Below are 13,152 nucleotides of genomic sequence, written 5' to 3' on the forward strand. Positions count from 1 at the left end.
CGGCTACGGGTGCCTCGTTCAACCCACGAGGAGGCCCGATGCCAACCCAGAGATTGTCGATGCGCCGGATCCGAGAAGTACTTCGTTTAAGACATGTCCAAGGCCTGACCGAGCGCGTCATCGCGCGCACGCTGGGGATCAGCAATGGCGTCGTTCATGGCTACCTGCGCCGCGCCCGTCTGGCAGGGCTGAGCTGGCCGCTGCCGGACGGGCTCGATGACGACGCGCTCGAACTCCTGCTGTTTCCGGCACCATCCTCGGCTCAGACCGATCGGCGCCCGGTCCCCGACTGGGTTTATGTCGAGAAGGAGCTGCGCCGGCGTGGCGTGACGCGCGTGCTGCTCTGGGAGGAATATCGCGCCGCCCATCCCGATGGCTTCGGCTACACCTGGTTCTGCACCACCTACGAGGCCTGGAAGGGGCGCGTTCGCCCAACAATGCGCCAGACCCACAGGGGCGGCGAGAAGGTGTTTGTCGATTTTGCCGGCGACACCATCGACGTCTTCGATCCGCTGACCGGCCAAGCCCATCCCATGAAGCTGTTCGTCGCCGCCATGGGCGCCTCCAACTACACCTATGCCGAGGCCTGCGCGAGCGAGAGCCTGCCGGACTGGATTGCCGTGCACGCCAACCTGTTTGCCTTCCTGGGCGGGGTTCCGAAGTTCGTGATCTGCGACAACCTCAAGGCGGCGGTGACCAATCCCGACCGCTACGATCCCGGCCTCAACCGCACCTATGCCGAGATGGCCGGCCATTACGGCACCGCCATTCTCGCGGCGCGGCCGAGACGCCCGAAGGATAAGGCCAAAGTTGAGGTCGCGGTCCAAATCGCCCAGCGCTGGATCCTGGCCCGGCTGCGCAACCATCGCTTCTTCGCGCTCGCCGAGCTCAATCGCGCCATTCGCAGCCTGGTCGTCGAACTCAACGCCCGCCAGATGCGCGGCTTCGGCTCCAGCCGGGCCGAACTCTTTGCCGAGATCGACCGGCCCCGGCTGGGAGCGCTGCCAGACGAGCCCTACGTCTTCGCCCGCTGGAAGCGCTGCCGCGTCGCGCCGGACTACCATGTCGAGGTCGACGGCCACTGGTACTCCGTGCCCTACCGCCTGATCCGGGAACTCGTCGATGTGCGCCTTGCCGGTGCGACGGTCGAGATCTTCCACAAGGGCCAGCGGGTCGCCAGCCATGCCCGGGCGCCGAACCGGCGCGGCCACACCACCGTTGCCGAGCATATGCCGAGCGCCCATCGCCGCCACGGCCAGTGGACCCCACGAGGCCTGATCGCCGCCGGTGAACGGATTGGGCCCTCCGTCGCGGCTTTCTTCGAGGCGGTGATCGCCGACCGTCCACATCCCGAGCAGGGCTTCCGCACCTGCCTCGGCATCCTGTCGCTGGCCAGGAGCTATGGCGACACCCGCGTCGAGGCCGCCTGCCGGCGCGGCCTCCTCATCAAGGCACGCTCCGTCGCCTCGATCCGGTCGATTCTCAAGAATGGCCTCGACCGCGCCGTCGTTGACGAGACGCCCGACCACGAACCCCTGCGCCACGGCAACATCCGCGGCCAGGGTTACTTCCACTGAACCCAGGAGACCCAACCGATGCTGACCCATCCCACCCATGAGCGCCTGATCGCGCTTGGCCTGACCGGCATGGCCAAAGCCTTCGAGGAGCAGCGACGATTGCCCGATCTCGACGCTCTGTCCTTTGAGGAGCGCATCGGGCTGTTGGTCGACCGCGAAGCGGCCGAGCGCGACACCAAGCGTCTCACCGCGCGGCTCAAGTTCGCGGCGCTGCGCCAGAACGCCTGCGTCGAGGACGTCGATTGGCGAACCCCGCGCGGCATCGATCGCGCGGTCTTTGCCCGGCTGGTTGTTGGCGACTGGATCGACCGGCATGAGAATGTGCTGATTACAGGGGCGGCCGGCCTCGGCAAGAGCTGGATCGCCTGCGCGCTCGGCCACAAGGCCTGCCGGGATAACCGCTCGGTGCTCTACCACCGCGTGCCGCGCCTGTTCGAGGCATTGGCGCTCGCGCGCGGCGACGGGCGCTATGGCCGCCTGCTCAAGGCCCTCGGTCGCGTACAGGTGCTGATCCTCGATGATTGGGGCTTGTCAGTGCTCACCGGGTCCGAGCGGCGCGATCTCCTGGAAATCCTCGACGATCGTCACGGCCGCTCATCGACCATCGTCACGAGCCAGGTTCCCGTGGACGCATGGCATGACCTGATTGGGGATCCCACTCTTGGAGACGCAATCTTGGATCGTCTTGTTCACAATGCCCACCGCCTTCAACTCGCCGGAGAAAGCATGAGAAAGCAGAACGCCAGAGCCCGCCCTCTTGACGGCGACCAAATCTCCTGACTCCATCACCCCATCGGTCGACGCGACCGCTCATGATCGCGTGAAATGCCTGCTCACGATCCCACGAAATGAGCGCTCACGATCCGCGAGATGCGCACTCTCAAGTCGTAGACACTATCGGAATAGGTCTGCTTGACCGGATCCCAGATTGTGCTGGAGAAAAGCTGGAGAGCATCAGAACCGGCTCCACCGTCGAGCACGTCACCGGTACCCAGCTTGGCCGGGTTCTGCTGTACAGAAAAGATGTCGCTGCCGTTGCTGCCGGAGACGGTCTCGGCTCCGGTCGACAGATAGACGGTGAAGCCCACCGTGGTCGGGAACTCCGGGGGGACAGTGGTGCCGTCGTTCAGCACGACCTTCAGGTTCTGTCCATCGCGCAGGTAAAGCTGGGCCGGGCTCTGCGAGGCATTCGTCAGCTGGACCTCTTCAAAGCCTGCGAACTGTCCCAGCCCGTTCAGGTCGAACTGTCCGGCCCCACTCAGCTTGAGAACATCATACCCCGCGCCGCCATCAAGAGAGTCAGCAGGTACATCTGGGGCCATCTGAGGCCTGGCATTCAGGGTCCCAGCCGTTGCGTTAACAATGGTGTCTTCATCCGACGGAGAGAGAACATCAATGCCGGTGGTGAGCACACCTCCAGTCACCGAGTTAGTCGGCTCAGTGATCGTCCCGACTGCGGCAGACGGAAATCCGATTGTATATCCAGGTCCGCTTGCAACGGAGAGAGTAAAACTCTCATTTCTCTCAAACTGATCATCGAGATTTGCCGCAATTTTGATAACGGCAGTTGCTGAACCCGCTGCAAACGTCACAGTTTGAGGTGCAGAGAAGTCAATTCCAGATGTCGCACCAGACATCTGCGCATTGATTGAAAGAGCTACTGTCAGCGCGTCGGCGAGATCGCCGCTGCGGGTTAGCGTAAACTCAAGGAAAGTGCCTTCTTCTACCAGTCCGGAGGGCCCCATGATCGTCACGATGGATATGGGCTCTGCCCCCGGATGGGAGCCGTCCGGTGCGTAGCTTGGTTCGAAGTTGTCAGCGGTGAAGCTGGTCGTCGAGGTGTTGCGGAAGGTGGCCAATGTCGCCCAGACAGGGGTCGCGCCAATGCCATCGCTGACGTATTCGAGCACCGTGTTGGCACCCACCTGCACCAGCCGCAGGTGTCCGGTCGCAAACGGGTTCGTGCTGCCATCCCAGTTCTGCAGCCGGCTGTTGAGGAAGCTGCCGAACTGCAGCGTATCGCCGCCCGCACCAGCCGTGAAGTCGGTCACCTCAAGGGTTGCAGACGCGTAGGACGCGAACTCGATCGTGTCACGGCCGGCACCGGTCGTGATGGAGATCTGCGGAACTGTTTCGGTCTCAGTGCCTGTGACCGGGTCGTAGTTATAGTTGGCTTCGGTGGAGATCCGGACGGTGTCATTCCCGGCACCCAGGTTGAGCACGGCCGACTTGAGCGAGCCGTTCAGCTCTACCACGTCCCGGTCGTCGCCACCTGTCACTCGCACGCTGTCCTTTGCACCGCCGGAGTATTGGACATAGTTCTCGCCAGGGACCCCCTCGATCGCCTCGGCCGAGCCGGTCTCGATCTGAACCAGTGTCTCGACCGCGCTGTTGCGCGCTACATCGATGTTGTCGCTGCCTGCGCCGCCGCGGAAGATATCCGCTCCTGAACCAGGATTGCTCGCGCTATAGCTGGAGGACATAATGAAGTCATTGCCGGCGCCGCCGTCGACAACGTCGTCACCCGCTCCGTCATAGATGTCGTCAGAGCCGTCACCGCCGTTGATGGTATCGTTGCCCGCACCACCCTTGAGAACATCGTTACCTGATGTGCCTGTGACCAATGTCATTTTAGCCCCCAATTCACTGCTTCTTAGTTGCTCGAGTTCTTAGCTCGACTTTGGCCAATTTCGCGGGCCAGTAGGCCACCTGCGGGTCAGTCCGGATCGGCAAATCTCACAAGGCTCATGAGCGCGTCCATTACGGCAATCCGATAGATTGCGGTAGCAAACCGGCGATCATTGGCAATTGCGTCGGCATCGCCATGCACGCGCTCCAGCATGGTGTCGAACACCTCCTCCATCATCTCCACATCCACCGGCACGACAACCCCACACGTCATCGCAAAGGCCTCCGGAGTACTCAGCCGCATCGCCAGCGATGTGCCAGGATGAGCCGTCTGCTCCAGATGCTCATCGACCAGCCAAACCTCTTCCTGGCGCATGAGATCCAGCACCACCAAGCCGGCCGTCTCGTGGCGACGCTCAACCCGCCAGACCGAGAAGCGGGCCCGCAGCAGAGCCTGCAGCATCACGTCCTCATCCGAGCCGGGCACCACGACAGCGTTGCGGGTATAGCGGTCCATCCCGCGCGAGCGGCCCGGCGGGGCGGTGTAGAGAGCCAGGTCGTAGGCCAACGTCACCTCGTCCAGGCTCTCGGCCACCAGCATCTTGCCAGCCGTGAGCCCCAGCCGGCGCGCCTGCTCCATCAGGGCCGAATCCGGTACGCAGCGAAGAGCCTCGTTGTGATGGTGGGTGCTGATCGCGCGGAGATGACGATAGCGCGTCAGGATCTCGGTCCGACCCATTTCGGCCATGGCGACCTCCCAGGCTCTTGAGCCTGATTGTGGGAGATCGTGGCCATGCCCGTCCAGCCCCATGTTCCTGACCTCCTGTCCACCTGGCTGGCTCCGTTCCGGTCCGGCCTGACCGGACCAACCTTCCGCCATGCCCTTGTGCTCGTCCTGGGGGCTCTTCTCACCCCGGGCCGTCGCACCGTCACGGCCATGCTCACCGTTGTTGGCCTCGCCCGCACCCGCAGCTTCACGAACTATCACCGTGTGCTCAACCGCAACCAGTGGTCCAGCCGCGAGGTGGCGCGCCGTCTGCTCGGCCTGCTGGTGGCAGCTTTTGTGCCGACCGGGCCAGTGGTGATTGGCCTGGATGACACCCTTGAGCGTCGCTGGGGTGCCCGGATCAGGGCCCGTGGCATCTACCGGGATCCGGTCCGCTCCTCCCATGGCCACTTCGTCAAAGCCTCGGGATTGCGCTGGCTGTCCATCATGATGCTCGCTCCCATCCCGTGGGCCGGTCGCGTGTGGGCCTTGCCCTTCCTGACGGTGCTGGCGCCCTCCGAGCGCTTCTCGCGTGAGCATCGCCAGCGTCACAAGGCGCTCACGGACTGGGCCCGACAAGCCCTTCTCCAGGTCGCCCGCTGGCTGCCGGACCGGCGCCTCGTGGCAGTGGCTGATCAGAGCTACGCGGCGATTGAGCTGCTGAACGCGGTTCGGCATCGCCTGTGCATGATCACGCGCCTGCGCCTGGATGCGCGCCTGTTCACGCCGGCTCCGCGCCGTCGGCCCGGAACCCGAGGACGCCCTCGCGTTGTTGGTCAACGTCTTCCGAGCCTGGCCGAACGCCTGGCCAATCCCAAGACGGCGTGGCGGCAGGTTTGGGTCGACGGCTGGTACGGCGGTGGCGAACGCCTGATTGAGTTCATCTCGGGCACGGCGATCTGGCACCATCCCGGCAAGCACGTGCCGATCCGCTATGTTCTGGTGCGGGACGTGGCCGGCCTCCTCAAGCCACAGGCGTTTCTGTGTACGGACCTGCAAGCCGATCCTCTTGAGATCGTGCGCTGGTTCGTGCGGCGCTGGAGCACCGAGGTGACCTTTGCCGAGGCTCGCAGACACCTGGGGATGGAGACGCAACGCCAATGGTCGGACAAGGCGATCGCCCGCACGACACCAGCCCTGCTGGGGCTGTTCTCGCTGGTCAGTCTCTGGACCGCTGACCCCGCCATTCGGCGCTTGGCTCGCCCGCAGTGTGCCGCTTGGTACAATAAGCGCACCATCACCTTCAGCGATGCTCTGGCGGCCGTCCGACGCTCGCTCTGGGCCGCCGCAGTTTCTGATGCGTCACGCCGGCCCGCCAACATGACAAAAGGCCAAATCGATGTTCTGAAGCGATTGACGGCGACACTCTGCTATCCAGCATAAATGGCCAAAGTCGAGCTTAGATCACGTAGTGAAAGGTGTGAATTGCTTTAAGCAGCCAATTTGTTGGTCAATGCAGGCAATTCTCGACAATGATCTTTTTTCCGGCGATTGTTGTTTCTATGTAACATGTCCTAGACACAAACTCATTCACCCCAACAGACATTGACAGCCCCATAATGCGCGCATCTCGATGGTGACCTCCAACGCGATGCCGGGGCAGTTCATGGTCGGATTAAGTCGGAAGACGATTGGTCGATGACGAGAGGTCATGTTGTCCTCACCAAAGCACAACCACTGATAAACTGCGATGGATGTACCATGGGCTAATGCGTTGTGTCTGTGTCCATCGCACGCAGGTTCGGGACTAGGAAGGTGGAACTGGCGACTTTGGCGCGGGTGCCAGCTCCAACTCCAGCGGTAGTGTCGGCGGCAATGCAGATGGCAACCCCCGTGGAAAAGGGCAGCGGCAAGGCTGACGGCGGCAAGGGCAACGACTCATCCAACCCGGGCAACTCCAACAACGGCGACGGCTCCAATGGATGCCCCGGCCGGTGGAAGCAATTGTGGCAAGGCCAAGTAGCCCCTCAGGCTGCATTGGTCGTTTTGCGCCGGGACAATATCTCGTTCGTGTCATGATTGGCGTAGGCGCCGTTACCGAAGCAGCCTATATCACGTGACGACCAGATCGGCGGATCTCAGTTCGCGAGGCGACTTCCCCGTCCAGCGACGGCAGGCGTGACTAAACGAACTTGGCTCCTCGAAGCCGAGAAGCCACGCGATCTTTGAGATTGGTATGGTCTCCTCCTCGAGATAGCGGATGGCAAGGCTCGACCGGAGCTGTTTTAGAACCTCGTTGAATGTCGTGCCCTACTCCCGAGCCGCCGGGCTAGTGTGCGTTCGCTTATTCCAAGTTGTCTCGCGACCACCTCGGCGCGGGCGGTGCCATGCGGAAGAAGCGGCGTTACCGCATTCTCAACCCTCACCCGCAGCGCGCTGACATTGCTCCCTCGCGCGTTTAATGTGTCCTCGCAAACCCTGCTCAGTATCTTGTTGAGCCGATGATCGGCCTCTACCAAGGGCATCTCCGCCGAGCCCTCCGGGAAAACGATCTCGTCGACGTCGCTGCCAAACTCGACTTCGGTACCAAGAAAGCGGTCGTAGTCAGCCATACCCTTTGATCGCACATGGACCATCGAGACGCGCGTCGGGGCGAAGTTTCTTCCCGTGAGCAGGCGACACATGCGCACTACCCCGAGAATGCAGAACTCGATCTGACGCCGATCGGTGTGCCGGGCAACACCTGAATAGCGCAGACGCTGAATGAGCGTGCGCGCCTCCCGATATTCGAAGACGACGGCCTTGTTTGCAATGAGGCTGTAGCGCTCGACACGCCTCAGAGCGTCCCCAGAGTCTCCGAGGATGCCAAGACGTAGTACAGCAATCCTAGATCCTTAAAGTCGACCTCCCTCGCGAGCGTAAGTCCGAGAAAATCATCCGCGAGCGCCTCAGACGCAGCCTCGAGGAAGGCAACCTGCGCCTGAGCGCTGATACGCTGCTCCACATCCGCGATCTGCGTCCTCGTAACCCCTGTCCGGGACATAAGCGGCTCGAGCTTGACGCCAGCCCGTTGAAGTCGTGCAAAGGCTAGGCGGGTTAATCCGGCCTGAACGGTTGGTAGACCGGCGAGCCGTTTAATTGAGGTTCGCTTCATCCAGCCGCTCGTGGAATTTAGCTTAGACTAACAAGAACTTGTTCCCAACACAACTTGGGGTGCTGGCTAAAAGGACTTTCGTCAGAACCGCCGGAAAACTTGTCCTCGCGTTCGCTGTAGCTGCGCAATCCCTTTCGGGACGACCTCGTCGCATTTTGGACCGACCTGTATACTCTTCAGCCCGGGCATGCCCACACATGAGCCGAGAGGAGGATGAACAGGATGTCGGACGAAAGGCTTGTGGAGTGGCTCAAGAAAGACCTGCACAAGAGTGAGCATGGTCCCTCCGATGAGTCTCTGACCGAACTGGTCAACGACGCCAAACGCCTGATCAAGCTGTACCTGGAGCGCCCCACGAGACTTCGTCCCTCGGCGGTCACTCGTGAGCTGAATGCACTCGCAAGAGGTTTTGAGAAAGCGACAAAGGCTGCCGAGAAGCTCGGGAACCAGGGCCTCCTGATGATCGTCGCCATGTCAGAGGTCAATCAGGATTCCGGCGACCTCGATATGCGACCGCACATTCTGTATCTGCAGCGCATGGCGTATTTGAGCCGCAAAGCCGCAGAAGTTTCCCAGCAGCACAGCCGGTCCGCTCGAGACCATAAGGGAGGTCCGACCCCGACGCAGGAGCTGCGCGAGCTGGTATCGGCGCTGATGCTGACCTATCAGGAGGTGCTTGGTATCAGGCCCATCCACACGGTGGACAAAATCTCCTTTCTCGCCGAGCGTGGTTTTACCGGCTTCGTCAAGGAGGCCCTTCGCCTTTATGCCCCCGAGGGGGTCGTGTTCGAGGGGCGGCTGATCGACAAGGTGGTCGAGGAGAAGCTCCCGATCCGCGACCTCAAGTACTTCGACCCGCCGCTACTTCCGTGAGGGGCGCGCAAATACCGGTGAGTTAGGGAGTTCGAACAAAAGCACTTCCGTCATCATCATGCTGCCCATTGGAGGTCACCAGTGGGCAAGACGGCGAAGCGTGAACCAGCAACTCCCAGGCATGAGGAGCCGGCAGATTCGCCGGCTTCGCTGGTCGCGTTCGCTCGGTTGCTGGCCCGGCACGCAGCCCTTGAAGCGTTCGCAATCGCCCAAACTGCGCCTGCCTCCGAGCCCGATCACCCCGAACCGGAGGATACCCGTGAAGCCGACGTCTGAGCCCCTTCTCACTTTGCAGGATCTCGCTGCCCGCTGGCAGGTCAGCCTGAAGTCCGTGCGCCGCATCATCGCCCGTGGCGAACTCAAGGTGCACCGCATCGGTCACCAGATCCGCATTTCACCGGAGGATGCGATCACCTACGAGAAGCTCCACCGCGGCTAATCGCGCTGAGCATGTCTGACCACCATAGTCCAGCAGTGCCAATGGCTTACAGGCTGTCGGGAGATCGTTCCCGTCTGAACGCCGTAGGACCAGAAAGCTGCTATTTCCCGAATTGCCCCTCCTGTCCGCTCCTGTCCTCCCGAGGCCAGGGCTGACCACGCGAGACGATCCCGATGCAATATGTCGACCCCCGATTCCTTGTCCGCAGCCGGGCAGCTTTTCGCTCCGAGAACCAGGCCACTCTGGCGGATGTGAAGCGCCTCGCCGAAGCCGATACCGGCCTGACCAACACCCAGCGCCGCGACCTCATCTCGGCACTGAACCGCGTAGAGCAGGTGTTCGTGATGCCGTTGGAGAAGCTCGAAGCGAGCCCGCGCCGCGTGCGCGAGCTGTTTGTGTCCAAGAGCCCGGCGCAGGCGAATCTGTCCGAGAAGACCTTCGCCAACATCCGCTCCCTGGTCGTTCAGGCCCTGGAGCGCTATGCCGCTCCCCCCTTGCCGCTGTCCCAGCGCATTCCCATTGCGCCGTCCTGGCAGGCGCTGCTCGATCGGATCGAGCCCCCATATCAGCGCCAGGCACTCTACCGCCTCGCTACCTACAGCTCGGTCATGGGCATCGCGCCGAAAGAGGTCACGACGCAAGCGCTGATCGGTCTTTTCGAGGCGCTCGAAGCGGAAGAGGCGATCAAGGGCCCGAAGAGCATCATCAAGAACACCATCTCCAATTGGAATCGCTCAGCCCGAACCGTGCCCGGCTGGCCCCAGGTGCCCTTGTCTTCGCCGTTCAAGCAGGAGCCGTATACGCTGCCCCTGAGTGCCTTTCCCACTTCCTTCCAGGAAGACGTGGGACGCTGGCGAGAGCGGATGGCGAATCCCGATCCGCTCGACGAGGAGGCCCCAGCTCGCGCGCTGCGCCCGGCGACCATCGAGAGCCGGGTTTACAACTTCCGCCAGTTTGCCTCGGCGCTCGTCCATACCGGCCATCTGCCGGCCGAAGCGATCGCGTCCTTGTCGACTCTGTTCCAGCCGGAAGCGTTCAAGGCCGCCCTTCGCTTCTTCCTCGAGCGCTCGGGGAAGAAGACTCAGCGTGTGCACAACCTCGCCCGCTCCATGCGCCTGATCGCGAAGCACTACTGCCGGATGGACGAGGCAACCCTAGCCACTCTGGAGAAGATCTGCCGCAAGCTCGATCCCGGCAACCGGCGTCAGATGACGGAACGCAATCGCAAGCGTCTCGGCCAGTTCGATGATCCACGCAATGTGGCCCGCCTGCTGACGTTCCCGGAGCAGGAGAGCAAACGGGCTGCCGGCGAGAAGAATCCTTTGCGCGCTGCCAAAGCCATGGAACGCGCCGTAGCGGTAGACCTGCTCATCCGCTGCGGCCTGCGCATTTCCTCGCTGCGGACGCTGCAACTCGCCGACTTCACCTGGCTCAGCTCGGGACTGGCCGTGCTCGTCGTGCCGGCGGAGCGCACCAAGACCGGCCGTCCGCTGGAGTTCGCACTCAATGCCGAGATCACGGCGCGCCTGAAGCATCACATCGCGACGTTCCGCTCGCGCTTGCTGGAGGCGGACGGGACCTATCTCTTTCCCGGGCCCCAGGGTGGACCGCGGTCCAAAACCGCAATGTCCGACGCCATCCGCCGGGGCATGCGGCGGGCAGGACTGGAGATGAACCCGCATCTGTTCCGTCATGCGATTGCCAAGATCGCAGTCGAGGCCGATCCCGGCGCCTACCTTCCCGTGTCGCGCGTTCTCGGCCACACCACGCTCGACACCACCATGGGCCATTATCTCGGCACCGAGTCGAAAGCCGCCGGACGTCACGTCGATCGCCTGCTCGACGAGGCCAAGGCCAAAGCTCCGAAGGGGAAGCGTTAATGGCCCGACCCATCGATCCGATGCGCCGCGCTCTGCCGGCGTCCGAATGGCCGCAGGCCGACCAGGAGGCTTGGGCGGCAGCACAAGCCGCCGGCGACATTTTTGACGAGGGCGGCGGTGCGGCGCATTGGGCGTCGCGCACGCGCCAGACCAACGAGCAGCATTACGGCCGCTGGCTTGGTTACCTAAAGCGCTTTTGGGATCAGTGTAGGGCATAGCCGGCATGCCTGATCCAGCCTCGGGCATCCTTTGCGGTGATGGTGTCGAGGGCGGGTTTGAGTTCCGCTTCCAAAGCTTCAAGAGTGCGAGGCGCTTTCGCCTTGAGCCGCTCTTTCATCTTGGCCCAGGCGGGCTCGATCGGGTTGAACTCCGGGGAATAGCGCGGCAGGTACAAAAGCCCGATCCCGGCCTGCGCGAGCAGGTCTCGCACTTCTGTGGCCCGATGCGGGCGCAGGTTGTCCAACACCAGAATGGCATCCGGCTTGGTGCGTTTGAGGGCCGGTACCAGGATTTGCTCGAGATAGGCCAAAAGCACGGAGGTCGAGGTCGAGGCCTCGATGCTCATCGTAGCGACCAGGCCCTCACAGGCGAGTGCGCCCAAGACCGTCAGCCGCTGCCACGAGCCGAGCGGGATTGACCCATAGGCGCGTTGCCCACGTGGCGCTCGCGCATGAGTGCGGGCCATCTTGGTGGTCACTCCGCTCTCATCGAGGAACACCAGGCGTTCCACGGGAAGCTCGCTCATCTGCTGGCGGTAAGCCTCGCGCTCGGCGGCAATCTCGGGCCGCTCCTGCTCGGCCGCCCGAAGGGTCTTTTTTTCGGACGCAGCTTGAGCCGCTTGAGCGCCTCGCAGATCACCGCCAGACACACCGTCACGCCCGTTCGCTCGGCCAGGCGCTCGCGGTACTCGCGCAGCAGCGCGTCATTGTCTTCGGCCACGAGCTGACGCAGCACCTCCAGAGCTGCTGCATCCAGGCGCGAGGGCACGCCGCCGCTGTGCGGCTTGGGACAGCGTCGGCCCTCCTCGCGCTCTTGGCGGCGCCAGTTCGAGACGGTGGCGGGGCAGACCTGGAAGCGGCGGGCAATCTCAACCTGAGGAAGGTCGCCACGCGCACAGGCGACAAGAACACGCTCACGCAGATCAGGAGAATAGGGCTGGGGCATGGTTTGCCTCCCGGGCCATATCCCAGTCAACGCACAGACCACCCGAAGCGATTCAAGTCCAGATCAAAAGCGCTTTAGCCTGGATAGGAGCGCCACAGAAGCAAGCTCATCCTGCCGATCGGGTGACGCGCGAGTCGGTCAGCGCCTACAACCGGCATCTTGCGACGCTCGTCGCCCCGCGCACGCGCCTGTCGATGCTGGTTGGCCTGAAGGTGATGATGCAGGCGATGGCGCCAGATCGGACCTGGCGCTGGCTGCAGGACGCGTGTAATCGGGTCCAGATCAGTGCCAGGCCGAGCAGGGACAAGCGGGCCCGGATGCGGCCGACCGCCGAGATCTTTGCCGCCGCGGTCGCGGAGCTGGAGCGTCTGCCTGCTGATTCCCTGTCGCTCAAGCAGGCCCTGGCCTACCGCGATGCCCTCATGCTCGCCCTTTTGGCGCTGCGGCCGCTGCGGGTGAAGAACTTTTCGAGCCTCGAACTCGGGCGGCACCTGATCCAAACCGAAGGCGGATGGCTCATCACCATTCCGGCCGACGAGACCAAGACGCGTCAGCTGGTCAGCTTCGAGCTGCCCGGTCCGCTCTTACCCTGGTTCGAGCGCTACCTGTCCACGGTACGGCCGCTGTTTCCGCAAGCGGTCGAATCGTCCAGGCTGTGGCTGGGCAAGGAGGGCGTTATGCGCGATTCCCACAATGTCTATCAGCGACTCACGAGGTTGACCCGGCGGCTG

14 protein-coding genes and 1 pseudogene (1 of these 15 running past the window's edge) are annotated in these 13,152 nt (G+C 62.9%); 9 read left to right on the plus strand and 6 right to left on the minus strand.

All coding sequences use genetic code 11. From position 1 onward, the window contains the following. Window positions 1-38 precede the first annotated feature (38 nt). Both istA and istB read left to right on the plus strand, forming a co-directional pair. Window positions 39-1,577: an IS21 family transposase gene (gene istA / locus BB934_RS21680; protein WP_099509451.1), complete on the plus strand. Its 1,539-nt coding sequence runs from the start codon at window positions 39-41 to the stop codon at window positions 1,575-1,577. A gap of 18 nt (window positions 1,578-1,595) precedes the next feature. Further along, entirely contained in the window at window positions 1,596-2,357 is a 762-nt protein-coding gene (gene istB, locus BB934_RS21685; protein ID WP_099509450.1) for an IS21-like element helper ATPase IstB, read from the plus strand. 53 nt (window positions 2,358-2,410) lie between these two features. On the opposite strand, the gene BB934_RS21690 is transcribed toward istB, so the two are convergent. Together BB934_RS21690 and BB934_RS21695 are read right to left on the minus strand one after the other, a co-directional pair. Continuing rightward, window positions 2,411-4,207 carry a Calx-beta domain-containing protein gene (locus BB934_RS21690; RefSeq protein ID WP_099511482.1) on the minus strand — a complete coding sequence of 599 codons (1,797 nt, stop codon included), beginning with the start codon at window positions 4,205-4,207 and terminating at the stop codon, window positions 2,411-2,413. A gap of 86 nt (window positions 4,208-4,293) precedes the next feature. Further along, entirely contained in the window at window positions 4,294-4,953 is a 660-nt protein-coding gene (locus BB934_RS21695; RefSeq protein WP_099510067.1) for a DUF7986 domain-containing protein, read from the minus strand. Window positions 4,954-4,998: 45 nt separating this feature from the next. On the opposite strand from BB934_RS21695, the gene BB934_RS21700 reads away from it, so the two are divergent. Then, window positions 4,999-6,354, plus strand: a complete 1,356-nt coding sequence (locus BB934_RS21700) for an IS701 family transposase (RefSeq protein WP_099512825.1) — start codon at window positions 4,999-5,001, stop codon at window positions 6,352-6,354. A 372-nt stretch (window positions 6,355-6,726) separates the two neighbouring features. Next, window positions 6,727-6,990 carry a hypothetical protein gene (locus BB934_RS48415; protein WP_162299181.1) on the plus strand — a complete coding sequence of 88 codons (264 nt, stop codon included), beginning with the start codon at window positions 6,727-6,729 and terminating at the stop codon, window positions 6,988-6,990. Between the two features lie 33 nt (window positions 6,991-7,023). Here BB934_RS48415 and BB934_RS50965 read toward each other — a convergent pair whose 3' ends face one another. Next, complete coding sequence (locus BB934_RS50965; RefSeq protein WP_099513114.1) at window positions 7,024-7,173, minus strand: helix-turn-helix domain-containing protein; 150 nt, start codon at window positions 7,171-7,173, stop codon at window positions 7,024-7,026. A 23-nt stretch (window positions 7,174-7,196) separates the two neighbouring features. Then, window positions 7,197-8,065: pseudogene (locus tag BB934_RS21710) on the minus strand (AraC family transcriptional regulator). A gap of 222 nt (window positions 8,066-8,287) precedes the next feature. Between BB934_RS21710 and BB934_RS21720 the strand changes: the two are divergent. The 4 genes from BB934_RS21720 (at window position 8,288) to BB934_RS21735 (ending at window position 11,475) form a co-directional block, all read left to right on the plus strand. Then, window positions 8,288-8,938, plus strand: a complete 651-nt coding sequence (locus BB934_RS21720; RefSeq protein ID WP_099511485.1) for a hypothetical protein — start codon at window positions 8,288-8,290, stop codon at window positions 8,936-8,938. 259 nt (window positions 8,939-9,197) lie between these two features. Beyond that, on the plus strand, window positions 9,198-9,377 hold the full coding sequence (locus BB934_RS47215) for a helix-turn-helix domain-containing protein (RefSeq protein WP_157934259.1): 180 nt from the start codon (window positions 9,198-9,200) through the stop codon (window positions 9,375-9,377). Window positions 9,378-9,550: 173 nt separating this feature from the next. Continuing rightward, a complete protein-coding gene (locus BB934_RS21730; protein WP_099511487.1) occupies window positions 9,551-11,257 on the plus strand; it encodes a tyrosine-type recombinase/integrase in 1,707 nt (568 codons plus the stop codon). Continuing rightward, a complete protein-coding gene (locus BB934_RS21735) occupies window positions 11,257-11,475 on the plus strand; it encodes a hypothetical protein (RefSeq protein WP_099511488.1) in 219 nt (72 codons plus the stop codon). The genes BB934_RS21730 and BB934_RS21735 overlap by 1 nt, the downstream gene beginning before the upstream one ends. On the opposite strand, the gene BB934_RS21740 is transcribed toward BB934_RS21735, so the two are convergent. Together BB934_RS21740 and BB934_RS21745 are read right to left on the minus strand one after the other, a co-directional pair. Further along, complete coding sequence (locus tag BB934_RS21740; RefSeq protein ID WP_237050355.1) at window positions 11,460-12,110, minus strand: IS630 family transposase; 651 nt, start codon at window positions 12,108-12,110, stop codon at window positions 11,460-11,462. The genes BB934_RS21735 and BB934_RS21740 overlap by 16 nt on opposite strands. Further along, complete coding sequence (locus BB934_RS21745; RefSeq protein WP_099511489.1) at window positions 11,999-12,421, minus strand: helix-turn-helix domain-containing protein; 423 nt, start codon at window positions 12,419-12,421, stop codon at window positions 11,999-12,001. The genes BB934_RS21740 and BB934_RS21745 overlap by 112 nt, the downstream gene beginning before the upstream one ends. A 122-nt stretch (window positions 12,422-12,543) precedes the next feature. Here BB934_RS21745 and BB934_RS21750 point away from each other — a divergent pair, with 122 nt between their 5' ends. Continuing rightward, window positions 12,544-13,152: the 5' portion of a tyrosine-type recombinase/integrase gene (locus BB934_RS21750; protein WP_099511490.1), read on the plus strand. It continues 219 nt past the right edge of the window; 609 of the gene's 828 nt are visible here — the first part of the coding sequence; it begins with the start codon at window positions 12,544-12,546; its stop codon lies off the right edge, out of view.

The sequence above is a fragment of the Microvirga ossetica genome (assembly GCF_002741015.1).
In the GTDB taxonomy this organism is placed as follows: Bacteria; Pseudomonadota; Alphaproteobacteria; order Rhizobiales; family Beijerinckiaceae; genus Microvirga; species Microvirga ossetica.